This window comes from Actinoplanes sp. NPDC019969, assembly GCF_055562375.1.
In genome coordinates this window covers 213,284-239,482 of the sequence record NZ_JBVHFK010000010.1, presented here as the reverse complement: position 1 = coordinate 239,482, position 26,199 = coordinate 213,284, and the positions used below count along the sequence as shown (strand labels likewise).

Annotated in this window: 12 protein-coding genes; 1 reads left to right on the top strand and 11 read right to left on the bottom strand. The window is 75.1% G+C overall.

Annotation, left to right across the window (positions count from 1 at the left end; genetic code table 11):
• Positions 1–13: 13 nt before the first annotated feature.
• Positions 14–757: a sugar isomerase domain-containing protein gene (locus tag ACZ3II_RS28785; protein WP_465521020.1), complete on the bottom strand. Its 744-nt coding sequence runs from the start codon at positions 755–757 to the stop codon at positions 14–16.
• Positions 754–1,671 (bottom strand): MurR/RpiR family transcriptional regulator, encoded by a 918-nt coding sequence (locus ACZ3II_RS28780; protein WP_465521018.1) that lies wholly within the window; start codon positions 1,669–1,671, stop codon positions 754–756. The genes ACZ3II_RS28785 and ACZ3II_RS28780 overlap by 4 nt, the downstream gene beginning before the upstream one ends.
• A gap of 97 nt (positions 1,672–1,768) precedes the next feature.
• Between ACZ3II_RS28780 and ACZ3II_RS28775 the strand changes: the two genes are divergently transcribed.
• Positions 1,769–2,779 (top strand): N-acetylglucosamine kinase, encoded by a 1,011-nt coding sequence (locus ACZ3II_RS28775; RefSeq protein ID WP_465521016.1) that lies wholly within the window; start codon positions 1,769–1,771, stop codon positions 2,777–2,779.
• Here ACZ3II_RS28775 and ACZ3II_RS28770 read toward each other — a convergent pair.
• From ACZ3II_RS28770 to ACZ3II_RS28730, 9 genes are read right to left on the bottom strand one after another with little or no spacing between them, the layout of a single operon-like run.
• Entirely contained in the window at positions 2,721–11,345 is an 8,625-nt protein-coding gene (locus ACZ3II_RS28770) for an amino acid adenylation domain-containing protein (protein WP_465521014.1), read from the bottom strand. The genes ACZ3II_RS28775 and ACZ3II_RS28770 overlap by 59 nt on opposite strands.
• Positions 11,342–15,703, bottom strand: a complete 4,362-nt coding sequence (locus ACZ3II_RS28765; RefSeq protein WP_465521012.1) for an amino acid adenylation domain-containing protein — start codon at positions 15,701–15,703, stop codon at positions 11,342–11,344. Before ACZ3II_RS28765 ends, ACZ3II_RS28770 begins: the two co-directional genes overlap by 4 nt.
• Positions 15,696–16,586, bottom strand: a complete 891-nt coding sequence (locus ACZ3II_RS28760; RefSeq protein WP_465521010.1) for a 3-hydroxyacyl-CoA dehydrogenase family protein — start codon at positions 16,584–16,586, stop codon at positions 15,696–15,698. The genes ACZ3II_RS28765 and ACZ3II_RS28760 overlap by 8 nt, the downstream gene beginning before the upstream one ends.
• Positions 16,583–20,809 carry a condensation domain-containing protein gene (locus ACZ3II_RS28755; RefSeq protein WP_465521008.1) on the bottom strand — a complete coding sequence of 1,409 codons (4,227 nt, stop codon included), beginning with the start codon at positions 20,807–20,809 and terminating at the stop codon, positions 16,583–16,585. Before ACZ3II_RS28755 ends, ACZ3II_RS28760 begins: the two co-directional genes overlap by 4 nt.
• 32 nt (positions 20,810–20,841) lie before the next feature.
• Entirely contained in the window at positions 20,842–22,644 is a 1,803-nt protein-coding gene (locus ACZ3II_RS28750; RefSeq protein ID WP_465521006.1) for a non-ribosomal peptide synthetase, read from the bottom strand.
• Positions 22,641–23,684 carry an HAD-IIIC family phosphatase gene (locus tag ACZ3II_RS28745; RefSeq protein ID WP_465521004.1) on the bottom strand — a complete coding sequence of 348 codons (1,044 nt, stop codon included), beginning with the start codon at positions 23,682–23,684 and terminating at the stop codon, positions 22,641–22,643. Before ACZ3II_RS28745 ends, ACZ3II_RS28750 begins: the two co-directional genes overlap by 4 nt.
• Positions 23,681–24,691 carry a hypothetical protein gene (locus tag ACZ3II_RS28740; protein WP_465521002.1) on the bottom strand — a complete coding sequence of 337 codons (1,011 nt, stop codon included), beginning with the start codon at positions 24,689–24,691 and terminating at the stop codon, positions 23,681–23,683. Before ACZ3II_RS28740 ends, ACZ3II_RS28745 begins: the two co-directional genes overlap by 4 nt.
• Positions 24,688–25,830 (bottom strand): acyl-CoA dehydrogenase family protein, encoded by a 1,143-nt coding sequence (locus ACZ3II_RS28735; protein WP_465521000.1) that lies wholly within the window; start codon positions 25,828–25,830, stop codon positions 24,688–24,690. Before ACZ3II_RS28735 ends, ACZ3II_RS28740 begins: the two co-directional genes overlap by 4 nt.
• Positions 25,817–26,098 (bottom strand): acyl carrier protein, encoded by a 282-nt coding sequence (locus ACZ3II_RS28730; protein ID WP_465520998.1) that lies wholly within the window; start codon positions 26,096–26,098, stop codon positions 25,817–25,819. The genes ACZ3II_RS28735 and ACZ3II_RS28730 overlap by 14 nt, the downstream gene beginning before the upstream one ends.
• Positions 26,099–26,199: the final 101 nt, after the last annotated feature.

The window sequence follows — 26,199 nt, the reverse complement described above, 5'->3', positions numbered from 1 at the left end:
CGGGCTCGTTTCTCTATGCGGTACGCCGGATGCGCCCGGCGTACCGCGCCTCGAGTTCTGCGTTGTGTTCCTTGCCGCCGGGCACGTTGTCCGACAGGTAGACGGGCGGGGTGACGCCCGCGCTGATCAGGTGGTCCACCACGGCGATGACGATCTGCTGGGCCAGCAGCGCCGCGGTGATCGAGGAGACCGCCCCGACCGCGCCGCCGCCGGGCAGCGGCAGCGCCGCGTCGCCGTAGGGCGCTCCGTTGTCGAGGGTCACGTCGGCGATGTCGCCGAGCTTGCGGCCGCTCGGGTGCCGCGAGGTGACCCCGGCCGAGTGGGCCGCCGAGGTGATCGCGACGAGCGGGTGCCCGCGTTCCTTGACCAGCAGCGCCATCTCGACGACCGCGCCGTTGATGCCGGAGTTGGAGGCGATGACGAACGCGTCGTCGGGTTTCACCGGCGCCAGCTCATAGAGCTTGTGGGCGATGCCCGGGTCGCGTTCCACGCCCGGGTCCGCAAGCGCTTCCAGCGGCGCACCGCCGTAGAGGACGATGTCACGCAGCGCGATCCGGTTGGTCGGCACGAGCCCGCCGGCCCGGCCGGCGATCTCCATGGCCAGGGCCTCGGAGTGGCCGCAGCCGAACGCCTGGATCACGCCGCCGTTGAGGATCGAGCCGGCCAGCAGGCCCGCCGCCCGGGACTTCGCCTCCTGCTGCCCCCGGCCCACCCCGGCCACCAGTTCTTCGATCGTGGACTGAAAATCCGCGCTCACGTCGGTCCTCTCTCTCCCCGCCGTTTACGGGTCGGCTGTTTCTCCGGCAGGCGGTGCGCGTCCACGGCGCGGACCGTCAGCTCCAGGGCCTCCGCCGTCCGCTCGTAGGTGCGCTGCGCCACCGCGACATAGATCAGGTCGAGGACGAGCAGCTGCGAGTGCAGCGCCGACAGCGCCGCCAGCCGGAACGTCGTCTCCAGCACGCTGGTGGTGAACACGACGTCGGCGACCTCGGCCAGCGGCGACCTGTTGAAACTGGTCACCGCCACGGTCAGCGCGCCGTGGTCGGCGGCCTCCGCGAGGGTCTCGATCACCTCGCGGGTGCGGCCGGAGTGCGACAGGCCGATCGCGACGTCGCCGGGGCGCAGCAGCGCGGCGTTGGTCAGCGCGGCGTGGCTGTCCTGCCGGTGCCACACCGGCACCCGGATCCGTTCCAGGCGGAACGCCATCTCGCGGGCCGCGGTGCCGCTGCTGCCGAAGCCGAACAGCTCGACCCGCTGCGCGCCGGCGATGGTCGCGGCGACCCGTTCGACGTCCTCGGTGCGGATCAGCGACGCGGTGCTCTGGATGGCCCGGGTGTCGGCCGCCGCGACCACGGAGAGGACCTGGTCGAGCGGGTCGTCCGGGCTGATGTCGCCGCTGATGTCGGTCTCCCAGCGGGCCTGCTCGGCCCGGCCGGTCTCGGTGGCGACGGCGACGCGCAGGCTCGCGTACCCCTTGAAGCCCAGCGTGCGGCTGAACCGGGTGACGGTCGCCGTGGACGTGCCGGACCGTTCGGCGAGATCCACGATGCTGGCGTGCGCCGCCGTCTCCGGGTCGGCGAGGATCGCCTCGGCGATGCGGCTCAGCGCCTCCGGCATCCGCGGCCCCTCGATGCGCAGCCGCCCCAGCAGCCCGCCGCTCTCACCCGTCATCGCATGGACATCCTTTTCATCGATTGCTCGTTGCGATGAAAATTACGACCGTCTTCACAGCTAGTCAACAATGAATTTCTGTGTTTCGATCTCGGCCATGAGGTTCGTGGTCGGTGTCGACGCAGGCGGGACGGCCTCCCGCGCGGTGGTGGCCACCCTGGACGGCTCGGTGGTGGGCCGCGGCAGGGACGGCCCCGGCAACCTGTTCGCCGGCGGTCCGGGCGCGGCGGCCGCCATCGCCGGGGCGGTCCGGCGGGCGCTGTCCGGCCTGGAACCGGCAGCGGTCGCCGGTGGGACCCTCGGCCTGGCCGGGCTCGGCGCCTGCGCCGACCCGGCGATCCTCGACGCGCTCACCCGAGCCTGGAGATCGACCGGTCTGACCTGCCCGTTCACCGTCGTCGGGGATGCGGTGACCGCCTTCGCGGCGGGCGCGAGCGAGGCGTCGGGCACGGTTCTCATCGCGGGCACCGGCGCGGTCGCCGCCGAGATCAAGGACCATCAGGTGGTACGTACGGCGGACGGGCTGGGCTGGCTCCTCGGCGACGAGGGCTCCGGGCACTGGCTGGGCCTTCGGGCGCTGCGCTCGGCCGTCCGCTCCTGGCCGTCCCCGTTCGCCACCGCCATCGCCGCGGAGGCTTTCGCCGCCCCGATCACCGCGGAGGCGCCTGCCACACCCGCCGCGGCGGCCGGCACCGGCGGGCGGGACGCGTTGATCGCCTGGGCGCAGACGTCGCCGCACGCCCGGATCGCCGGGCTCGCGCCGGTGGTGTGTGCCCTGACCCGGGCAGGGGACCCGCACGCGGCCGCGATCACCGGCGAGGCCGTCCGGCGGTTGACCGCCACCCTGGACGAGGTGGGCGCGGACGGCCCGGTGGTGCTGGCCGGGAGCCTGCTCACCGCGGCGACACCCGTGCGTGCCGGGCTGACCGGGGTGCTCCGGCAGCGTGGCGTACCGGTGCTGACCAGCGGTGATCCGGCAGCCGCCGCGGCCTGGCTGGCGGCTCGCGGCCTCTCCGCGGTCGGCCCCGCGGAACTGCACCGGCGGCTGGTCAGCCTCCCGGGGCCAGCGCCGTCAGGGGCAGATCCGGGTCGAGTCCGGCCTCGGTGAGCACGCCGGTCAGCGCGGTGACCATCCGGTCGGCGGCGGGCCGGTCGAACCGGTCGACGGCGTGGTGCACCAGGCCCTCGACCCCGGCCGGGACACCGTCGGCAGTGAAGGTCTCCCGCAGCTCCACGACCAGAGGGAACTCCGCGGTGTCCGAGTTCAGCGGCTCGACGGTGGCCCGCAGACCGGGCAGGGTGAGCCGCGGCTCGGTGAAGGTCTGCGACACCAGCGCGACCTCCGGCACCAGGCCGCCGCGGCCCTTCGTCACCAGTTCGAAGGGGGCCTCCTGGTGGGCGTACGCGGCCAGGTTCGTATCCCTGACCCGCAGCACCAGCTCCCGGAACGACGGATCCCCCGAACAGTCGGTGCGCAGCACCAGCACGTTGACGAAACACCCGACCAGCCCGTCGAGGGCCTCGTCGTCCCGCCCGGCCACCGCGGTGGCGATCGGCAGGTCGCCGCCGCCGGCCAGGACCGCCGCGAGGCCGGCCTGGGCGACCATGAACGTGCTGGCCCGGCACTGTGTGGCCAGCTCCCGCATCCGCCGGTGGGTTTCCGGCGGCAGGTGCAGCGCGACGGAGGCGGTGCGGTGGCGGGCGATCCGGGGCGCCGGCCGGTCCGGTGCCCCGGCCAGTTCCTCGCGCCAGAAGCCGAGCTGCCGGGCGACCAGGCTGCCCGGGTCGGCCGGATCGCCGAGAAGCTGCCGCTGCCACAGCGTGTAGTCGGCATACTGCACCGGCAGCGGCGTCCACTCCGGAGGCCGGTTGCGGCTCCGCGCCGCGTACGCGGCCCACAGATCGGCGACGAGCGGCCCGATCGAGTGGCCGTCGCAGGCGATGTGGTGCACCACCAGCAGCAGGAGATGCTCCCGGTCGCCCAGGGCGAACAGATGGGCTCGGAACGGGATCTCCGTGGCGAGGTCGAAACCACGGTTCACCTCGGCCGCGACCAGCGTGGGCAGCGGCCCGGACGTCCGCAGCACCGGGCCGGGCTCCGGGGGCAGCACCTGCTGGTACGGCCCGTCCGCGCCGTCGGGGAAGATCGTGCGCAGGCTCTCGTGCCGTCCGGTCAGGTCGCCGAGGGCGGCTTCCAGGGCGGGCACGTCCAGGTCGCCGTCCAGGCGCAGGCCGAGCGCGATGTTGTAGCCGCCGTCGGCCTCGCCCAGGTAGTTCGCCATCCACAGCCGGAACTGCGCGGCCGACAGCGGGGGTTGTCCGGGCCGGGTCATCGGGCGCAACGGGGGCCGGGGCCCGCCCGCCCCGCTGATCCGCTCCGCCAGCGCGGCCACCGAGGGGGCACGCAGGATGTCCCGGACCGGCACGTCGGCCCGCAGCACGGCACGGATCCGGTTGGCCAGCACCATGGCCCGCAGCGAGTCCCCACCGAGACCGAGGAAGTCGTCGGCGCCGGTGACCGTGGGGACGTCCAGCACCTCGGCCACCAGCCCGGCCAGCACCGGATCCCCTTCGACCTTCCGGGCCGCATCACCGACCGCCCGGGAGCCCGTCACCGCGGGCGCCGGGTCATCCGGGGCCGGGTTCAGCGCCGCCAGCGCGGCCCGGTCCACCTTGCCGCTGGACAGCAGCGGGAGCTCGTCGACGACGGCCACCGTGGCCGGCACCATCGGGCCGGGAAGCAGCCGTTCCAGGTGCTCCCGCAGGCCGGCCGGCGAGACCGGGTCCGAAGTGACGGCGTAGGCACGGAGTCTTCCCCCGGCGGCCACCACGACCGCCCGTTCGACGGCGGGATGCCGGAGCAGCGCCGCCTCGATCTCGGCGGGCTCGACCCGTACCCCCAAGACCTTGATCTGGTCGTCGGTGCGTCCCAGGTAGTCCAGGCTGCCGTCGGGGCGTTCCCGCACCAGGTCGCCGGTGCGGTACATCCGGGCGCCGGGAGCGCCGAAAGGGTCGGCGACGAACCGTTCGGCGGTCGGCGCGGGCCGGTTCAGGTAGCCGCGGGCCAGGGCGGGGCCGGACACGTACAGTTCGCCGGCCACCCCCGCCGGAACCCGGCGCAGCCGCTCGTCCAGCACGTGCAACGCGCCGCCGCCGAGCGGACGGCCGATCAGGCCGCTGTCGCCGGGGCCCAGCGGCAGGCTGGTGGTGACCGCCACGGTCGCCTCGGTCGGGCCGTACGCGGCCACCATCAGCCGGCCCGCCGACCAGCGCCGGACCAGCGGCTCCGGGCACACCTCACCGCCGACCAGCACGCTGACCCGCGGATCGACCCGGTCGGCGGGCAGCAGCGCGAGGGCGCTCGGCACGATCATCAGGTGGCTGACCCGCCCGCTGTCGAGGAACCGGGCCAGCTCCTCCCCCACCAGCGCCCGGTCCGCGACGCCGAGCACCAGGGCCGCCCCGGACAGCCAGGCGGTCGCCCACTCGGCGACCGACGCGTCGAACCCCAGCGGGGCGAGCTGCGCCATCCGGCTCCCGACATCGACACCGAATCGCGTGGCGGTGGCCGTGGCCAGGTTCGCCAGTCCCGCGTGCGTGACGACCACGCCTTTCGGCAGGCCGGTGGAGCCGGAGGTGTGGATGACGTACGCCGGGTGGGTGGGCAGCAGCGGCGCGATCCGGTCGGCGTCGGTCAGGGGCTGCCCGCTGTAGGCCGCCTCGTCCGGGAACTCCTGGTCACCGTCGAGCACCAGGACCGGCCGGGCGTCCTCGATCAGCTGCCGGATCCGCTCCGCCGGCAGGTGCGGGTCGATCGGCAGGTAGGCGGCCCCGGCCGTCAGCACGCCCAGGATCGCCACGGCCTGGTCCACGCCCCGCGGCAGCGCGATCGCGACCACCCGCTCCGGGCCCGCGCCCCGGGCGACGAGGAACCGGGCGAGCCGGTTGACGCGCTCGCTGAACACGGCATAGCTCAGCTCGACCGGGCCGCACACCACGGCCGGGCGGTCCGGGACGGCGGCGACCTGCCGCTCGAACAGGGCCGGAACCGGCTCCGGCGCCGGGTCGCTCCGGACGATCGCCGGCCGGTCCGGGCCGGCGCCGAGATCCGCCAGCAGCCGGGTGAGCCGTTCGGCCAGGCCCGGTACGGTCGCCGGATCCACCAGGTCGGGCCGGTAGCCGAGGGTCAGGGTCAGCCGGTCCCCGACGAGCGCGACGGCCAGGCTCAGGGGATAGTGGGTGCCGTCGCGGCCGTGGATGCCGGTGATGCGGACCCCGGGCGCCGGTTCGGCGAACGCCGTCCAGTCGGCCGGATAGTTCTCGACCACGACGGCGGTGTCGAACAGCACCGGACCGCCGGTGGCCCGCTGGATGTCGCTGAGGCCGAGGTGCTGGTGCGGGATCAGGGCGGCCTGCTCGTCCTGCAGGCGGGTGAGCAGGCCGAGCAGGGACTCCTCCGGTTCCAGGCGGACCCGGGCCGGCACGGTGTTGATGAGCGCGCCGACCATCCGGTCGATGCCGGGGACCGGCGCGGTACGGCAGGCGACGGTGATGCCGAAGACCACGTCGTCCCGGCCGGTCAGCTCGGCCAGCAGCAGGCCCCAGGCGGCGAGCACGGCGGTGTTCAGGGTGATGCCCGATGCCCGCAGCCGGCCGGTGAGCGCGGCGGTGGACTCCGCGGGCAGCGCGGTCTCCCACCGTTGCGGCGGGCTGTCGGCGCGGCCGGGGTCGGTGGGCGCCACCCGGGTCGGCGGCGCCCCGGCCAGCGCCGCCCGCCACGCCTCGGCGGCGGTGTCCCGGTCCTGCCGGTGCAGCCAGGCGAGATGGTCGCGGAAGCTCGGGGCCGGAGGGAGCGGCTGTCCGGCGTACAAGGCGAAGAGATCTTCGAGAAGCACCGGGGCCGACCAGCCGTCGGACAGCAGGTGGTGGTGGGTGAGCACCAGCCGGAAGCGCTGTTCGCCCAGGTCGAGGAGGGTGAAGTGGAGCAGCGGCGGGCGGTCGGGCGGGAACGCGGCGTCACCGGGGTCCGCGTCGTGCCACGGCGGGTCCAGTTCGGCGGGGATCACCTGGACCGGGCGGTCCAGGCCGTCGTGCACGAAGCAGGCGCGCAGATTCGGGTGCCGGTCCAGCAGCGCCCGCGCCGCGGCACGCAGCCGGTCCGCGCGCACCGGGCCGGTGAGGTCCACGATCAGCTGGACGGCGTACACGTCCGGGGTGTCCCGCGCCGCCACCGCGTGGAACAGCAGTCCCTCCTGGAGCGGGGTGAGCGGCAGCAGGTCCACCAGCCCGGGGTGCTCGGCTTCGAGGCGTGCGATCTGCCGCCGGGTCAGCGCGACCAGCGGCACGTCCACCGGGCTCCGGCCGGCGCCACCCGGGGCGGGCGCCCCGGCGATCAGGGCGCCGAGGGCGGTGCGCCACCGCTGGGCGAGGTCCGCGATCCGCTCCTCGGGCAGCACGTCCACGGGCCAGGCCCATCGCGCGACGAGGTGGTTCTCGTCGGCGTAGGCGTCGATCTGCACGGCGTGCGTCACCGGCGCGCCCGCGTCGGCGGCGGCGACGACGCCGAACTCGGCGGCGCCCAGCCGGCCGAGATAGTTGAAGCTGATCTGCGGCGCCGGCAGGGCGGCCAGCGCCTCGGCGGGGCCGGTGGTGAGGTGGCGCAGCAGGCCGTACCCGAGGCCGTTGTCCGGCAGGGCGCGCAGCACCTCCTTCACCCGGCGGACCGTCTCGGCCGGCGACCCGGCCGGATCGAGCGCGACCGGGAACAGGCTGGTGAACCACCCGACGGTCCGGGACAGGTCGATCTCGTCGCCGGACGGTTCCCGGCCGTGGCCCTCGACGTCGACGAGCACCGGCGCCGGGCCGGGCCGCCACTCCCGGACCGCGATCGCCAGGGCGGCCAGCAGCACCTCGTGGACCCGGGCCCGGTAGCCGGCGGGCACCCGGGTCAGCAGCGCGGCGGTCTGCTCCGGTGGGAGCCGCACGACGAGGGAACGCTGCCTGTCGTACACGTCGCGGGCGGGGTCCAGCGGCCGGGATCCCAGCAGCGGTTCGGGCCGCCGCAGCATCCGCTGCCACAGGCCGGGTTCGGCCGCCCGGCCGGCCAGCGACCGGGACCAGGCGCCGAAGGAGGCGCCCACCGGGTCAAGCCGGGGGCGGCGGCCCGCGACCGCGTCCGTCCAGGCGGTGGCCAGGTCGGCCGTCAGCACCCGCCACGACACGCCGTCGACGGCGAGGTGGTGGATGACCAGGGCGAGCCGGCGGTCCTGCCCGGCGCCGGGATCGGTGACCACGGCCTGGACCAGCACGCCGGCGTCGGGGTCGAGGCGGGTGCGGGCCTGCTCGGCCAGGCGGCGCAGTCCCGCGTCCGCTTCGGCGGCGGTCCATCCCGCGACGGACGTCCAGGTCAGACAGTCGGCCGCGGACACCTGCCGGACCGACAGCGACCACGTCCCGGAGCGGTCCAGCCGCATCCGTAGCGCGTCGTGCCGGTCCAGCACCGCCTGCAGCGCCTCGGCCAGATGCTGCCGCTGGACCTCGGCCGGGACCGTGAGCAGCATCGACTGGTTGAACCCGTCGATCGGGCCGCCGGTCTCCCGCAGCCGGTGCATGATCGGCAGCAGGGGGATGTCCGCGGACGGATCGGTCCCGCCGGCGCGGTCCTCGACCGCCACGGCGATGAGCGTCAGGGCGGCGGCGGTGCGCCTGCTGAACACGTCCTGCGGCGTGATCGCGAGTCCGGCGCGACGGGCCCGTCCGGCGAGCTGGATGGCGAGGATGCTGTCGCCGCCGAGGGTGAAGAAGTCGTCGCCGGGTCCGGCCCGGTCGATCCCGAGCACCTCGGCGATCAGCCGGGCGAGCAGTTCCGCGCGGTCGGTGGCGGCGGCCTGTGCCGGCCCGGCGGCGGGCACGGGCGCCGGGTCCGGCAGCGCGGCGTGGTCCAGTTTGCCGTGCCGGGTCAGCGGCAGGTCCGGCACGGTGACGAAGGCGCCGGGTACGAGGTGCCCCGGCACCCGCTGCCGCAGCCGGTCGGCGACGGCCTGCGGATCGAGGTCCGTGCCGGGGACCGCCGGGACCAGGTGGGCGATCAGGCGCAGCCGGCCCCGGTGGTCGGTGCGCGCGGTGACCGCCGCCCGGGACACGTCCGGGTCCTGTTCCAGCGCGTGCCGCACCTCGGCGGGCTCGATCCGGAAGCCCCGGATCTTGACCTGGTCGTCGGCGCGGCCGAGGAACTCCAGCACCCCGGACGGGTCACGGCGGACCCGGTCACCGGTCCGGTACAGCCGGGTCCCCTCCGGTCCGGCCACGAAGCGGGACGCGGTGAGCGCGGGCTCGCCGAGGTAGCCGAGGGCCAGTTGCGCGCCGCCGACGTACAGCTCGCCCTCGCCTGCCGGGTTCAGCCGGTCGTCGAGCACATGCAGGGTGGTGCCGGTGACCGCGGCGCCGATCGGCACGGTCGGCCCGTCCGTGCCGGCCCAGGTGTGCGCGCTGACCTGGACGGTGGTCTCGGTCGGGCCGTACAGGTTGACCAGCGGAACCGGCCAGCGGCGGACCGTCTTCCGGGCGAGCGCGGTCGGCAGCGCCTCCCCGCCGCTGAACAGGGCCCGCAAGGTCGGCCACGGCACGTCCTGGCCGGCTTCCGCCAGCGTCGCGGCCAGCAGGGACGGCACGAACTGGGCGACCGTCACGCCGTGCCGGGCGGCGAACGCGACCAGCTCGCGCGGATCGCCCGCCAGTTCCTCGGGCGCCAGGCACACGGTGGCGCCGGACAGCAGCGGATGCCACAGCTCCCAGACGGAGGCGTCGAACGTGGCGGCGGTACGGGCCAGCATCACGTCCCGCCCGTCCAGCGGATGGGCTTCGGCGAGCCAGTCGAGGTGCGCGGCCAGGGCGCCGTGCGGCACCACCACGGCCTTGGGCCGGCCGGTGGAACCCGAGGTGTGACACAGGTACGCCGGTTCGAGGGGGTTCCGGACGTGCCCGGTGGGCCGCCGCGCCGGCCGGGAGGACGCCGCCGCGACGGTGTCCCGGTCCACCACCAGCACCGGCCGGGCCGCGCCGAGCAGGTCCCGAAGCCGGGCCGGCGGGTGGGCCGGGTCGAGGACCAGGTAGGCCGCGCCGGCCTTCAGCACCGCGAGCAGCGCCGTCACCAGATGCGCGCGGCGGTCGAGGGCCACGGCCACGACGGTTCCCGGGCCGGCGCCGCGGTCGGTCAGCAGGCCGGCCAGCCGGTTCGCGCCCTCGTCCAGCTCCGCGTAGGTCAGCGGGCCGTCCCGGTCGACGACAGCGGTCGCGGTGGGACAGCGGTCGGCGGTGGCCTCGACGGCCCGTACCACGTCGGTGATCTTCTGGCGGGTGGGCACGTCCACCGGCAGCGCGCTGACCGGGGTGTCCAGCGCGTCCGGGCCGAGCGCCTCCAGCAGGCGGGCGAAGCGGCGCTGATGGCCGTGCAGCTCCTCCGGGTCGTACCACCGGGGGTTCGCGTCGAAGCCGAGTTCGAGGCCGGTGCCGTCGCCCCGGTCGTAGACGAAGACGGCCAGGTCCTCGACGGGGCTGTTGGGCAGCCGGTGTGTGGTGGCCGGGTGCCCGGCGAACCGTACGTCGTAGTCGAGGGCCATCACGTTGACCGTCGGCCCGGTCAGCCGCTGCCCGCCGCCGTCCGGCCCCAGGTCCCGCACGATGTCCTGGTACGGGTATCGCTGGCGGCGCAGCACGGCGGTGATCTCGGCGGCGACGGCTCCCAGGGTCTCGCGGAGGGTCGCGTCCGCGCGCAGCGTGACGCACAGCGGCACCAGGTTGGCCGCCATGCCGGGGGTCCGGCGGGCGGCCCGCCCGTTGCGGGCGCTCACCGGGAACCCGAGCACCAGCCGCGTCTCGCCGCTCGCCCGGTGCACCAGCACCGCCATCGCGGCGACGAGGACCGCCGGCCAGCTCACCGAGGCCGCTGCCGCGGTGGCGCGCAGCCGGTCGAAGGTGTCCCGCGACACCCGGGCGGTGCCGCGCAGCGGTGGTGCGGTGCCGGGGCCGCGCCGCCGGGCCAGGGTCGCCGGGGCGGAGCGGCCGGCCAGGCGTGCGGCCCACCACTCGCGGTCCTCGGTGAACCGGGGCGAGGAGCGGTAGCCGGCGTCCTGGTCCAGCAGGACCCGTACCGACGGGATCGTCCCGTCCGGCACCGGTTCGCCGGCGGCCAGGGCCGAGTAGATCTCGGCGACCCGCTGGACGATCGCCGCGCCGCCCAGCCCGTCCATCACGATGTGGTGGTAGGCGTGGTACCAGGCGTACCGGCGGGGGCCGAGCCGCAGCAGGGCGTGCGCGAACAGCGGCAGGGCGGTGAGGTCGAACGGACGGGACTGCTCGGTACGCATCCAGTCCAGTGCCGCCGCGGCCGGATCCGCCGCGCCGCTGAGGTCCACCACCGGGAACGGCCAGTCCGGCAGCGCGGCGAACTCCTGGACCGGGCCGCCGCCGGTGTCGGTGAACCGGAGGTTCAGGGTGTCGGTCTCGGCGACGGTCCGGCGGACCGCTGCCTCGAACCGCGCCGGGTCCACCGGGCCGTCGACGAGCAGGTACTCGGCGACCTTGAACACCGGGCTGTGCGGGTCGAGCTGCTGGGCGAACCAGATCCCGGCCTGCGCCGCGGACAGTTCCCGGCGATCGTGCGCGACGGTGGTCATGGCGTGGTCCCTCCCGAGGTGTCCCGGCCGAGCCGGCCACGGAGCAGCGCGGCGATGGTGTCCAGCGCCGGCCCCTTGAGCAGCGACTCGTGTCCGGCCGGGATCGGGCGTACGTCGAGGCCGGTCACGTACGGCCGCCAGGCCTCCGCCGTCGGGGTGCCCTCCGGGACGTCCCGGGTGGACACGAACAGCAGCGGCACCCCGTCGAACACCCGCGGGACGAACCGCCCGGACATCTCGGTGCAGTTGGCGGTGACGTCGACGACGGCGCGGATCCGGTCCTCGGTCATGCCGGCGAGAACGGTGTCGCTGTCCCGGACGATCTCGGCGAACCGCCGCACCGACGGCTCCGCGCCGCCCCAGATCGACTCGCCGTACCCGGCGAACTTCAGCAGTTCCCCGAGGATCCCCTGCTTGCGGGCCTCGAGGCGGTCCTTCATCGCGACCCCGTCGATGGGGAAGCTGTCGACCATGGCCAGCAGGTCGATCCGCTCGCCGTCGCGCTGGAGCCGGGTGGCGATCGCGTGCGCCACCACCCCGCCGAACGACCAGCCGAGCAGCCGGTACGGGCCCTTCGGCCGGATCTGGCGCAGGTGGGCGATGTAGTCCTCGGCCATCTCCTCCACCGAGGCCGGCAGCGGTTCCGGTTCGGCGATGCCGCGGGCCTGGAGGGCGTACACCGGCTGGTCGGGGCCGAGCGCGGTGGTCAGCCCGAGGTAGACCCAGCCGAGGCCGCCGCCGGGGTGGACGCAGAACAGCTCCGGCCTGGCGCCCGTCTCCCGCAGCGGGAACAGCACGTTGTAGACGCCGCGCCCGCTGGTCACCCTGGGCGTCGCCGGCGCCGCCCCGGCCACCAGACCGGCGACAGCCGCCAGCCAGTCGCCGGCCAGCGCGCGGACCACCGCGTCGTCGAGCAGGCCGGCCCGCCACTTCCAGGCCGCGCGCAGCTCCTCACCGGTACCCGTGTCGTGGAGATAAGCGGAGATCGACACGTCGTGGCCGAGGACATCCGGGGCGTCCACGGCGACCGCTGTGGTCTCCGGCGCGGGCGCCCAGTCGGCGGGCCGCCCTCCGGCGATGCGGCCCAGATAGGCGAACCCGATCCGTGGCTCCGCGGCAGTGACCGTCCCCCGCTGCCGCAGCAGCCCGTAGCCGACGCCGTTGCCGGGCACCGCGGCGATCTGCGCGCGGACCCGGTCCAGCGCGGCGTGCGGCGGGGCGCCGCCGGTGTCCAGCCGCAGCGGGTATCGGGTGGTGAGCCAGCCGACGGTGTCGGCGAGATCCGCGCCGCCGTGGGTGAGGTCGCGGCCGTGGTGTTCCACGGCGACCGTCACCGGGCCGTCCCGGCCGGCGGCCAGGGCCAGCGCGGTCAGGAGCACGTCGTTCACCGGGATCCGGCCGGCCTCGGCGAAGCCGTTCAGCGCGGCGGCGTCCAGGGTCACCGTCAGTTCCCGCGTGGCGAGTGGGCCCCTCGGCGGCGCGGCCCGCGGGCCGGCCGTGACGCCGGCCCAGAACTCCCGCTCGCCGGTCCGGTCCGGGCCCTCGGTCAGCAGCCGGGCCCACTGCCGGAACGGGGTGCCGGTGGCCGGCGCGAGCGCGGCCCCGCCGGCCGCGGCCCGGTACGCCGCGGCCAGGTCCGTCATCAGGGGCGGCCAGGAGAACGCGTCGACCGCCAGGTGATGGGCCACCACCACGAGCCGGCCGCGCTCGCCCGGGCCGGTGTCCAGGACCACGAACTGGATCATCACGCCGGACCAGGGCGCCAGCCGCCCGCGTGCCGCCGCGGTCTCTCTGGCGACCAGGTCGCCCAGCTCGGCCGGGGTGAGCCCGGCCGCGTCCACCCGGTGCAGGCAGGACGCGGCGGACACCGTGCCGGGCCCGGTGATCGCGGCGGTGAAGGCGTCCGGCGGGCCGGTGAGCCGCATCCGCAGCGCGCCGTGCCGGTCCAGGACGGTCCGGACCGCGCGGAGCAGGTGGTCGACGTCCAGGCCGGCCGGCGTGTACCACACGGTGTGCTGGCTGAAGCCGTCCAGCGACTCGGCGGCGGCCCGCAGGTCGGCCATGTTCGGGGTCAGCGCCACCGGCCCGGCGTCGTCCGCGGGGGCCGGCGCGGCGACGGCGGCGACCGGCTCGGCGTGGGCGGCCAGCGCGGCGGCGGTCCGGTGCTCGAAGATCTGCTGCGGGGTGAGGAGCAGTCCGGCCCGCCGGGCCCGGCTGACCAGTTGCACCGACAGGATGCTGTCCCCGCCCAGGTCGAAGAAGCTGTCATCGGGCCGGACCTCCGGCAGGCCCAGCAGCTCGGCGACGATCCGGCACAGGGCCTGCACCGGCGCCGCCGGCGTGACCGGCCGGGCCAGCGCGGCCCGGTCGAGTTTCCCGTTCGGGGTCAGCGGGAGACTGGCGTGCCCGGCGAAGACGGCCGGCACCATGAACTCCGGCAGCCGGTCCCGGAGGTGGGCGCGCAGATCCGCGGCGGCGGGATGGGCGGCCGGGACCAGGTGGGCGACCAGCCGCCGGTGACCCGTCCCGTCCTTCTCGGCGACCACCGCCGCCGCGTCGATCCCGGGATGCTCGGCCAGCGCGGCCTCGATCTCACCCGGTTCGATCCGGAAGCCGCGCACCTTGACCTGGGCGTCGGTACGGCCGAGACATTCCAGGTCGCCGGTTCCGGTCCAGCGGGCCAGGTCGCCGGTGCGGTACATGCGGGTCCCGGGCGGGCCGAACGGGTCCGCCACGAACCGGGACGCGGTCAGCCCGGGACGATTCAGGTAGCCGCGCGCCAGCCCGTCCCCGGCGATGTACAGCTCCCCCTCCGCACCGGCGGGCACCGGCTGCAGGGCAGCGTCCAGCACGTGCACCCGGGTGTTCCACAGCGGGCGGCCGATGGTGACCCGCGCGGATTCCAGGGTGGCGGCGGTGGACCACACCGTCGTCTCGGTGGGGCCGTACAGGTTCGTCACCGACCCGGCCAGGTCCAGCAGCCGGGCGGCCACCTCGGTCGGCAGCGGCTCGCCGCCGGTCAGGGCCCGCAGGCCCCGCAACCGTTCCGGGACGAGCGCGAGCAGGTTGCGCCACAGCGACGGGGTCGCCTGGACGGTGGTGATCCCGGCCTGGTCGATCAGGCGCTCCAGCGCTGCCGGGTCACGCAGCACCTCGGGCGGGCACAGGACGGTGCCGGCGCCGCTGATCAGCGGCAGGAGGATCTCCAGCACCGAGATGTCGAAGGACACCGTGGTGACCGCCAGCAGCCGGTCCCTCTCGGTCAGCGCGAACCGGTCCCGCATCGCGCACAGCAGGTTGCCCATGGCCGTGCGCGGGATCACCACGCCCTTCGGCCGGCCGGTCGACCCCGACGTGTAGATCACGTAGGCCGCGTCGTCCGGCCGCGCCGGCTGGGGAAGGCCCGCGTCGGAGTAGCCGTCCAGTTCGGCCTGGTCCGGGGACAGGCCGCCGGGGCCGAGGGTCAGCAGCGGGCGGGCGTCGGCGAGCACGAAGTCGCGGCGGCGTGCCGGCTGGTCCGGATCGACCGGGAGATAGGCGGCGCCGCTGCGCAGGACGGCGAGCATCGCCACCACCAGGTCGGCCGAGCGGGGCAGCGTCAGGGCGATCATCCGGTCCGGGCCGGCGCCGTGCGCCAGCAGGAACCGGGCCAGCCGATTCGCGCGGGTGGTCAGCTCACGGTAGGTGAGGGTGCGGGTGGCGTCGCGGACGGCGGGCCGGTCCGGGGTGCGGGCGGCCTGCTCGTCCACCAGCGCGGCGACGTCCCAGGACGGCAGGGCCAGTGGCTGGTCCGGGGCGGTGAGCAGGGTTTCGAGGAGGTGGGCGCACGATTGGGCGTACGCCGCAAGGGTTTCCTGGTCGTGATAGGCGGTCGTGGTCCGGAACTCCCACGCGGAGCCGCGCGCCACGATGGCGAGGGCGCCCTGCTCACCGTCCGGTGTCTCCGGGTGCACGGTGACCGCGTGCTCGGCGGTGAACCCGTCGTGGTGCCGCCACAGGTGCTGGTGACGGCGAACCCGCCGGATCTGTCGCGCCGTGTGCCGCACCACCTCGGTGAAGCGGGAGCCGGCCCGCACCGGGATCCGCAGCGGACGGGCCCGGCCGGCGACGACCAGGCCCAGCACGACGTCCTCGGTTGCGGCGCGGCGCCCGAGATGGACCGCGAGGCCGGCGAGCAGGATCGACGCCGGGTCGGTGAGTTCGGTGTCGGCGAGGGCCCGGAGCCCGGCCACGGTGGTCTCGGGCAGCGTCATGTGGTGCCGCACCGGCGCCCGGCCACCGTCGGCGCGCAGCCGGGGCGGGGCGGTGAACCCGGGGACGCCGGCCAGTTCGCGGTCCCAGTAGCCGAGGTCAGTCATCGGCCCGGCTCCCGGCGCGGTAGTCGTGGAACCCGTGACCGTTCTTGCGCCCGAGCCGCCCGGCGCCGACCATCTCGACCAGCAGGCGGCACGGCTCGAACCGGGCGTCGCCGGTGTGGTCGCGCAGCACCACCAGGGAGTCCACGATGGTGTCCAGCCCGATCAGGTCGGCGGTCCGCAGCGGTCCCATCGGATGCCCGAAGCAGCCCTGGAACACCCGGTCGACGGTGCCGGCGTCGGCGGTGCCGTCCTGGACGACGGTGGCCGCCTCGTTGACGGTCAGCATCAGCACCCGGTTGGAGACGAAGCCGGGCGCGTCGCGTACCACCACGCCCTCCTTGCCGATCGCCGTGAGCAGCGCCAGCCCGGTGTCGAGGGTGGCGGCGCCGGTCGCCGCGGTGATCACCTCGACGGTGTCCTTGAGCGGGGCGGGGTTCATGAAGTGCATGCCGAGCACCCGGTCCGGCCGTGCGGTCCACGAGGCGATCCGCGCGATCGGGATCGCCGAGGTGCAGGAGGCGAAGATCGCTTGCGGTACGCAGATCCGGTCCAGTTCGCCGAACAGCTCCTCCTTGACGGCCACCAGCTCCCGGGCGCACTCGACCACGAACCAGGCCGCCGACAGGTCCTCGAGGGAGTCGCTCCAGCGCACCAGCGCGGCGGCCTCGGCCGGGGTGGGCCCGCCCGGGGGAAGCCGGTCGAGCAGCCGGTCCAGCCGCAGGCCGGCCCGCAGCCGGGCCGGTCCGGAGGCGAGCGCCGCCGGGTCGGTGTCGACCACGACCACGGAGTAGCCGGCGCGGGCGAAGCACTGCGCCACCCCGAGCCCCATGGTGCCCGCGCCCACCACGCCGACCGGGCCGCGGCCCGGGCTGTGATCACTCATCGGTCGGTCTCCGTTCGCTGCTGGACCGGCCTCAGGTCCATGACGGGTGTTCCGGGTTCGCGCAGGGCGGCGCGGAGCAGGCTCAGCATCTGGCCGGCCTGCGTCTCGACGGTGGCGTGATCGAACCGGCCGGTGTCGAACCGGACCACGAGGGTGAGGTCGTCGCCGTCGGCCTGGGCGGTCCAGTTCTGCGCCGCGCCGCCCGGCTCCTCGCCGAAGCACACCTCCGGTGTCCCCTCGGACGGTGCGGGGGCGACCTGCCGGAGCCGGTCCACCAGGGTCCGCAGATCCGGCTCGTCGCCGAGATCGACACGGATCGGGAGCGGTCCCACCCCGATCAGCACCTCGTCCTGGTTGGAGCGGCGGGCCAGCAGCGTCACCAGGCCCCCGAGCAGCACGTCCGGCACGGTCACCGCGGCGGCCGAGGCGAAGTCGTGCAGGTCCGCGGCCAACGCCGCCGGCACGGCCCGCACGTGGACCCCGGCCGCTCCCCCTGGCTCCTGCCGTACCGCCGACCGCAGCACGCCGAGGAACTGTTCGACCATCCCGGCGGCGGTCGCCTCGTCGAACAGCTGGGTGCTGAACTCCAGGCCCGCCTCCAGGTGCCCGGCGCCGGCGCGTTCCGCCACCACCAGGGTCAGGTCGAACTTGGCGGTGCCGGCCGGCAGCCCGCCGAAGCCGCTGCCGCCGGCGTCGAACCGGACCTGTTCGGTCTGCGGGAACGACGTCACGGCAGGCAGCACCTGGTGGATGTAGAGCACGTCGATGATCGGGTTGCGGTTCAGGCCGCGCTGCGGGGCGATCTCCTTGACCACCTTGTCGAACGGGATCTCCTGGTGCTCCAGCGCGCCGAGCAGCACCCCACGCACCCGGCGCACCACCTCACCGAACGTGGGCCGCCCGGACAGGTCGGTCCGCAGCGCGATGGTGTTGTTGAAGAATCCGATGAGATCCCACAGCTCCGGGCGGGTGCGCCCGAGCGTCGGGGTCCCGACGATGATGTCGTCCTGCCCGGACCGGTCGGCCAGCAGCAGGTTCAGGCCGGCGAGCAGCACCATGAACAGGGTCGCCGACTCCCGTTGCCCGACCGCGCGCAGCTCCCCGGCCAGTTCCTCCGGGATGCGGAAGCCGATCACCTGGCCGGCGTAGTCCCGTTCGGCCGGCCGCGGCCGGTCGGTGCGCAGCTCCAGCGCCGGAGCGTCGCGCAGGGTCTCGCGCCAGTAGTCCAGCTCGCCGTCCAGCGCCGACGAGGCGAGCAGGTCGCGCTGCCATCGCGCGTAGTCGCGGTAGCGCACCGGCAGCGGGTCCGGCGTGAACACCGTGCCGGTGCGCCGGGCCTCGTAGAACGCCAGGAACTCGCGCTGCATGATGGCCGGCGCCCAGCCGTCGTTCACCGCGTGGTGCATCGTGTACTGCAGCAGGTGGTCCTCGTCGGCGAGCTTGACGACGGTGAGCCGGACCAGCGGGTCCCCGGCCAGGTCGAAACCGCGCCGGCAGTCGGCGGCCACCAGCGCGGTGGCCTCGGCCATCCGGGCGTCCTCGCCGTCGATCCCGGTCAGGTCCGTCACCTGGAAGAAATCGCCGAGATCGGGCCGGATCACCAGTTCCGGGCGGCCGTCGTGCTCGGTGACGTTGCTGCGCAGCACCTCGTGCCGGGCGGCCAGATCCTCCCAGGCCATCCGGACGGCGGCCAGGTCGAGCGGCCCGAGGATCCGGTCGGTGACCGGCAGGTTGTAGAGGGTGGTGCCCGGTTCGAGCTGATGGTGGAACCACATCCGCTCCTGGCCGAACGACAGCACCGGATCAGCGCCCGGCACGATCGGCGGCAGTTCTTCCGGCGCCGTCACCGGGCCGGCCAGCTTCTCGATCAGGACCGCCAGCCGGCCGACCTCGGCGTTCTCGTAGATGTCGATCATCTTCGGCCGGCAGCCGTACCGGTCGGCGATCCGGTTCACCAGCTGCACCGCGATGATCGAGTTGCCGCCCAGCGCGAAGAAGTCGGCGTCCTCGGCGACCGTCCCGGCGTGCAGCAGCTCGCCGAGGGTGTCCCGCAGCCACCCCGACACCGACCGCCCCTGGTGGGGTTCCGGCGCCGGCTCGGGACGGGCCGGAGCCGGGAGCGCGGTGGCCGACTGGATCCAACACCTTCCGCCCTGGAAGGGGTAGCCGGGCAGCGACAGCCGGCCGGCGCCGGGCGGGGCCAGGGCGGCCCAGTCCAGGTCGACGCCACGCCGGTACAGCTCGCCGAGCAGCGCGAGCGGCCCGGAACCAGACAGAACGTTCAGTACATCGGTGCCCGGACGGCCGCGCAGCAGGTCGCTGAGTTCGCCCCGGACGCCCAGCTCGACGAAGACCACCGGACCGGCGGCGGCCAGTTCGTCGGCCGCGGCCCGCAGCCGGGCCGGATCAGCGGCCCGATCCAGATCCCCGGTCCCGTCGAAGGATTCCAGCTCGGCGACGTCGGACGGCGACAGTTGCCCGCGGATCAGCCGCACCGCGTAGCGGGCGATGCCGGAGCTGAGCATCGCCTCGATCCGAACCCCGGCGCGGACGAGCAGGTCATGCGCCCGCAACTGTGCGGCGACCAGGCCCGCGGCCGCGCCGGTGAGCGGCAGCCGGGCGTCGGGTTCGGTGGCTTCGGCCGGTTCGGCGTCCCGCGACAGCAGCAGCACCACCTTGGGCGCTGCGGCCGGGGCCGCCCGATCGGAGTCCAGGCGCAGCCAGGTGACCTGCTCGGCGAGGCGCCCGGCCAGCTCGGCGGTGCCGGAGGCGACCATGGCGACGCGCCACGGGCGGTGGTCGCGGCCTTCGGTGAGGGTACGGGCCACGTCCGGGAACGGAGCCGTCCCGTCCCGGAGCCGCACCGCGAGACGTTCGCACAGCGTGATCAGATCCGCCGGGGTCCGCGCCGACACCCCGACCAGCGCGGGTCCGGTGCCGCCCGCCGGGCTCGGGTCCCGCGGCGGCGCCTGCTCCAGCACGCAGTGCGCGTTGACGCCACCGAGGCTGAACGAACTGACCCCGGCCAGCCGGGGCCGGTCTCCCGCCGGCCACTGCCGTCCCGCGACCAGCACCTCCAGCCCGGCGGCGGCCAGGTCCACCCCGTCGGCCGGCGCCACGAAGTGCAGCGACGGGAACAGCTCGCCGTGGTGCACGCTCAGCACCGCCTTGACCAGGCCGGCGATCCCGGCGGCGTGGTCGAGGTGGCCGATGTTGGACTTCACCGACCCGATCGGCAGCCGGCCTGCCGCCGCGGGCCGGGCCAGCGCGAGCCCTTCGACCTCGATAGCGTCGCCGAGGCGGGTCCCGGAGCCGTGCGCCTCCACGTATCCGGCCAGCGCCGGATCCCGTCCCGCCGCCCGCCACGCCGTGGTGATCACGTCGGCCTGGGCCGCCGGGCTGGGGGTGCTGATCGTGGCGGCGTGGAAGCCGTTGTGCAGGACGGCGCTGCCCCGGATCACGGCGTAGACCGGCAGCCCGTCCCGTACGGCGGTGTCCATGCCGGTCAGCAGCAGCACGGCGCCGCCCTCGCCGCCCGCCGCGCCGTCGGCGGACCGGTCGAACGAGCGGCACCGGCCGGTCGCGGCGACCACCTCGGCGAACGCGGCGGCGGATCGCCGGGACGGCGGCACCGGCCGGATGCTCACTCCCCCGGCCAGCGCGTACGCGGCGTCACCGGCCCGGATCTCGCGGCAGGCGTGGTGCACCGCGACGAGCGCGGCGTTGCAGCCGGTGTCGACGCCGTAGCACGGCCCGGTGAGGCCGAACAGGTGCGCGATCCGGGACGGCAGCGCGGCCGGCGCGTTACCGACCGCGGCGAGGGTGTCCAGTTCCGGCAGCAGGGCGGCATAGCCCGGCATGGGTGAGCTGAACACCACGGCGGTACGGGTGCCGCGCAGCGCCGACGGCCGGTACCCGGCGTCCTCGATCGCGCCCTGCGCCAGCTCCAGGGACACCCGGTGCTGCGGATCCATCACCTCGGCCTCGCGCCGGGACAGCCCGAAGAACTCGTGGTCGAACCGGTCGATGTCGTCCAGGTAGCCGAGCGGCCCGTAGTCGCCGTCCGGGTCCAGGCCGGTGGCGGCGATCCGCCCGGCCGGGATGTCCCGGACCGAGTCCCGGCCGGCGCGCAGGTTCGCCAGGAACGCGCCGAGGTCCGCCGCCTGCGGGAACCTGGCCGCGATCCCCACCACGGCGATGTCGTGTGCCGTTCTGCCCGTCATACGCCCCGTACCCCGCTCTCGTCGCGTGTGGATCACAGTTCGTAGCTGGCGCCGCCGCCGGTCGTCTCCACCGGTTCCAGGCCGGTCCGCCGGGTCAGTGCGGCGGCCTGGGCGCGCACCGTGGTCAGGTCGAACAGCTCGCCGACGCGCAGGACGGCGGGCCAGCGCCGCTGGATCCGCTTGTGCAGCGCGATGATCCGGGCCGAGTCGCCGCCGAGGTCGAAGAAGTCGTCCCCGGGCCCGAAGTCGTGATGTTCCAGGACCGCCGACCACATCGCGGCGACGTCCCGCTCGATGCCGGTCCACCCCGCCGGTGGCGTCTCCCCGGCGACGGAGAGCCCGCGCAGCAGCGCGTCCCGGTCGGCTTTCCCGTTGCGGTCCAGCGGCATCGCGGTCACCCCTTCGAAGCGGCGGGGTACGGCGGGGTCCGCGAGCCGGGACCGGCAGTGCCGGCGCAGCTCCTCCGCCGACGGCGCGGCGATGTCCGCCCGGGCCAGCCAGAACGCGACGAGCGTGAGGTCCCCCTGCGCGTCCGGGGCCGCCACGACGACGGCGGACGCGACGGCCGGATGCTGTTCCAGCGCCGCCCGGACCTCGCCCGGCTCGACCCGGGTGCCGCGGATCTTGACCTGGTCGTCGGCCCGGCCGCGGAAGTGCAGCACCCCGTCCGGCTCGGCCACGACCACGTCCCCGGTGCGGTACATCAGGCTTCCCGGCCGCCCGCTGAACGGGTCGGCGACGAACCGCTCGGCGGTCCGCCCCGGCCGGCCGGCGTAACCGTGGGCCAGGGCCCGCCCGCCGATGTACAGCTCACCGGGGGCGCCGGCCGGAGCCGGGCGCAGCCGTTCGTCCAGGACGTGCGCGGTGAAACCGGGCAGCGCCGCGCCGATCGGCACCGAGGCGCCCGGCGGATCCGGGACCGGATGGGCGGTGCTGGCGATCGTCGTCTCGGTGGGCCCGTACGCGTTCACCAGCCGCACCCCCGGCACCCTCCGGTGGTGCGCGGCGGCCAGCTCGGGCGGGCAGGTCTCGCCGCCGACGATCACCTGGTCCAGGGCGTCCGCCCACGGCCCGTCCTGGTCGAGGAGCAGCCGATGAAAGGCCGGCGTGAGCATCAGATGGGTGGCCCGCCACGTGGTGGCCAGTTCGGCCAGCGCGGTCACGTCGCGCAGCCGCCGGGCGTCCGGCAGAACCAGGGTGCCGCCACGGACGAGCGCTTGGCACAGCGGTTCGAGCGCGCCGTCGAAGGAGAGCCGGAACGCGCTGAGATACACCGGGCGGGACGGCGGGTAGAGGCCGGCCCGGGAGGCGATCGACCGGGTCAGGCTGCTCCGCGGCACCGCCACGAGTTTCGGCTCGCCGGTCGAGCCGGAGGTGGACACCAGATAGGCCACCAGGTCCTCGGAGAGCTCCGCCGGCGGCAGTGGCTCCGGGGCGGCCGGGCCGGGGGTGCCGGCGTCGATCAGGGCGACGCCGGGGATCGGATCGTGGTCCCACCGGCCGGAGTGGATCACCGCGGCGCAGTCGGTGACCTCGGCGAGGGCCCGCAGGCGGGCGAACGGCTGATCCGGCTCGACCACGGCCCAGGCCAGGCCGGTGCGCAGGGCCGCGAGCTGCCCGGCCACCGTGGTCGTGCTCTGTTCGAGGTGCAGGCCGACGGTCATGCCGGGCCGGGCGCCGGCCGCCAGCAGCCGGTGCGCCAGGCGCGCCGAGGCGTGATCCAGGTCCCGGTATGTCAGCATCCGCGTCCCGACGACCAGCGCCGGCGCGTCCGGGGTGCGATCCACGTGGCCGCGGAACGCCTCCCACAGCGGCTGCCCCTCCGGCGGGTTCACGGCGTGACCGTCCGGACCGTGACGTGCCCGGCCCGGGGCGCGGCCGGGCGGGCCGGGTCGACGGCCAGCACCAGGAGGTCGCCGTGCCGGCCGGCCGGCTCGAAACCGGCGAACCGGAGGGTGACGAGCATGACGCGGTTGACGGCGTTCGGCAGGAAGTGGGCCACCGGCCGCCGCCCGGCGGCCACCGCGGTCCGGACCAGGTGGTCCAGCAGCACCGCCCCGACCCCGCGGGACATCACCCGGCAGGACATCAGCAGCAGTTCCAGCACCGCGTCGGCGCCCTCGAACCGGCTGACCGCCAGCCCGATCGTGCCGTAGTCGCCGAACCGGTCCCGGAGGCCGGCCACCAGCACCTCGTGGTCCGGGTCGGCGCACCGGTCGCGCAGTTCGCCGAGGGAGAAGGTCCGGCCGGTGGTGTTGAGCTGATGGGTGCGCACGGTCAGCTCGTGGGCTCGCTCCAGGTCGGCCTCGGTCGCCGGGCGTACCGTCAGCTCCAGGTCCAGGGTCGCCAGGAACGCGGCGGCCGGGCCGTCGAACCCGGCCTCGGCGGCCCGGCGGTCCGACTCGGCGCGGTAGAGGTGCCGGCGCCCGCGGGCCTCGGCGGTGACGACGGCGGGCCGGAACTCGGGCCGCCCGGCGAGGGTGGCGGCGAGGTCGGCCGGGTAGCAGCGCACCTGCGGCAGCGCCTGCCCGACCTCGGCCCGTTCCACCTGGTCGTTGTCGAGGAAGGCGACGGTGTCCAGGCCGATGTTGAGGGTTGCGGCGATACGGCGTACCGCGTCGGATTTGGCACCCCAGTTGATCTCCACGGCGCTGAACAGGTCGTCGAGACCCGCCTCGGCCAGGTGCCGCAGCGCCGTCGCGCGGTCCCCGCGGCTGGCCACGGCGTGCAGGATGCCGCGCTGATCCAGGTCGTGCAGGGCCTGGACCGCGGCCGGGAACGGTGGGGGCCGGTCGCCTTCCAGCACCACGCCGTCCCACAGCGTGTCGTCCAGGTCCCACACCAGGCATTTCACGACGTCCGCGGGCCGGCTCACCCGTCCACCTCCGGCAGCCGGCGCAGCAGGGTGCTGCTCCAGGCCGCGACCGGGCTGCTGTTCAGCGCGAGCACCGTCGCGCCGGCGGGCAGGGTGGGCGCCGCGGACTCCAGGTTCAGCAGGATGTCGATGGAGGCGAGGTGGCCGTACTCGGCGAGGTTGGCCGGGCAGACCGGGTGGATCGCCGTCTCCAGCGCCTCGCGCCAGAAGGCGAACGCGCCGGAGGCGAGGTTCTGGGTCAGCACCGTGGCCAGGTCGCCGCGTGTGAGGCCGTTGCGTTCGAGGAGGTCGCGGTTCATCTCGCCGAACCGCTTGCGGCTCTCCACGGCGAGGCGGAACGAGTACGTCATCTCGTCGGTGCACTCCTCGACCCACCGGGCGCGCGGCGTGTCCTGGTAGTCGATGCGGTAGAGGTCGGCATACCGGCCCTCGCTGCGCAGTTCCGTGTCGATCAGCTCGTACCTGGTGCGCCCGTCGCCGTGACCGGCCCGGGTGAGCAGCACGGCGGCCCCGCCGTCGCCGAGGATCGTCATCGGAGGGCGGTACCGGGCGGGGGCGGCCGTCCGGGAGCCCATGGCCACCAGCACGGTGCGGTAATGCGGGTGGGCCCGCAGCAGCGCCGACCCGACGGTGATGGCCGCCGAGACCGACACGCAGCCCAGCTCCCCGACGCCGAGCGTCAGCGCGCGGCTCGCGCCGAGGCGGGCCTGGAGCAGTGTCGCGTCGGAGGCCAGCAGATAGCGGGGGGCCCGGCCCTGCACCAGGATCAGCGCGTCCAGCTCGGCCGCCGGCACCCCGGCCCGGCGCAGCGCCAGCCGGGCCGCCGGCTCGGCCAGATCCACCTCGGACAGGTCACCGGCGTCCCGGACCCGGTCGACGCCCAGGGAGAGGGCGTGCTGCCGGTGGGCGGCCGGGCAGGACGCCAGCTCCGGCAGGTCGGCCACCCGGTCCACCCGTGGCGGGAACCAGGTCGCCACCGGGCCCAGCTCGGCCAGTGCGGTGCTCATGACACCCCTGTCTCCGGCCGGGCCGCGACGGCCCGGCGCAGCGTGTAATCACCGAGGCGGACCTCGGCGACCTCGTCGGCCCCTTCGATGATCTGCATGACCTTGGCGTCCCGGAAGAAGCGCCCGACCACGCTGTCGGCCAAGCAACCGGCCGCGCCGTGCAGCTGCACCGCGTCCCGGCTCACCACGGCGGCGGCCCGGGCGGCGGCGTACTTGGCCAGCACCGTCTCGCCGATGGCGGCCGGATCACGGTCCGCGCGCATCCGGGCCGCGCGCCGGCACAGTTCCCGGGCGGCGGTGGTCTCGGCGTGGGCTCGGCCCAGCATGGCCCGGACGCTCTGGTGCCCGGCGAGCCGGACGCCGCCCTGGTCACGCCCGGCCACGTGCCGCGCGGACAGGTCGACGCAGGCCGACGCGAGCCCGGCACAGCCCCAGGCCACGGTGAACCGCCCGTGGTCCAGTGCGGTGCCGGCCACGTGGGACAGCCCGAACCCCGGGACCGCGACCAGGTTGCGCCCCGGCACCCGGACCCCGTCGAACCGCAGGTGCGCCACCCCGGCGGCCCGCAGCCCGAGCTGGCCGTGCACCGGCTCGATCGCGACACCGGTCCGGGCCGACTCGACCAGCACGGTCGCCGGCTGCCCGTCCAGCAGCCCGAGCACCAGCAGGACGTCGGCCTGCCTGCCGTAGGTGACCCAGCGCTTGCGGCCGTGGACGACCAGGTGGTCGCCCTGCCGTTCGATGCGGGTCCGCACCGCGGCGAGTTCGGTGCCGGCATCGGCCTCGGTCGCGGCGAACCCGGCCACCACGTCCCCGGCGGCCAGCGCGGGCAGCCAGGAGTCGCGCTGCGCCGCGTCACCCCAGCGGGCCAGGGCGGCGGCCACCATGCCCTGCACCGTCAGCAGGCTGCGGACCGCGGTGCACACGGCGCCCACCCGGGCGCACGACTCGCCCAGCCGCATCGGTGTCAGGCCGGCGCCGCCGTAGCGGGCCGGCAGGTCGGCGGCCAGCAGCCCGGCCCGGCCGGCCTCGGTCACCACGGTGCCGGGCAGCGAGCCGTCCCGGTCCCAGCGGGTGGCTTCGGTTCTGACGAAGGCGAGGAAGTCGGCGTCCGGCGTGGATCCGTTACCGGGCGGCATCGCCGGTCCGGCCGGTCGCGGCCAATTTCCCCCGGACGAAATCGGCCATCCGGTCGATCGTCCGGAAATTGTCCAGAGACAGATCCTCGACCTCGACCTCGATGCCGAACCGGCTCTCCACCTGCGTCACCAGCTCCAGGGAACGCAGCGAGTCGATGAGGCCGAGCGCGAAATAGTCGGTGTCGGCGGTGGGCACCTCGACGGCGAGTTCCGACCGCAGCAGTTCCGTGAGCTCATCGATCAGTCTTGCCCGTGTGCCGACCGACATCGCAGAATCCCCATCCCCGTGATTCCCGTTTCGGTAAATAGGAAAATGACTTTCGTCTATTCCAGGACGGAGTTTTCCAGACCCGCTCCGCACCTGTAAAC

Coding starts and splice junctions, on each gene's coding strand:
- ACZ3II_RS28780 (WP_465521018.1), bottom strand. CDS start 1,671: ATGACGGGTGAGAGCGGCGGGCTGCTGGGGCGGCTGCGCATCGAGGGG.
- ACZ3II_RS28775 (WP_465521016.1), top strand. CDS start 1,769: ATGAGGTTCGTGGTCGGTGTCGACGCAGGCGGGACGGCCTCCCGCGCG.
- ACZ3II_RS28770 (WP_465521014.1), bottom strand. CDS start 11,345: ATGACCACCGTCGCGCACGATCGCCGGGAACTGTCCGCGGCGCAGGCC.
- ACZ3II_RS28765 (WP_465521012.1), bottom strand. CDS start 15,703: ATGACTGACCTCGGCTACTGGGACCGCGAACTGGCCGGCGTCCCCGGG.
- ACZ3II_RS28760 (WP_465521010.1), bottom strand. CDS start 16,586: ATGAGTGATCACAGCCCGGGCCGCGGCCCGGTCGGCGTGGTGGGCGCG.
- ACZ3II_RS28755 (WP_465521008.1), bottom strand. CDS start 20,809: ATGACGGGCAGAACGGCACACGACATCGCCGTGGTGGGGATCGCGGCC.
- ACZ3II_RS28740 (WP_465521002.1), bottom strand. CDS start 24,691: ATGAGCACCGCACTGGCCGAGCTGGGCCCGGTGGCGACCTGGTTCCCG.
- ACZ3II_RS28735 (WP_465521000.1), bottom strand. CDS start 25,830: ATGCCGCCCGGTAACGGATCCACGCCGGACGCCGACTTCCTCGCCTTC.
- ACZ3II_RS28730 (WP_465520998.1), bottom strand. CDS start 26,098: ATGTCGGTCGGCACACGGGCAAGACTGATCGATGAGCTCACGGAACTG.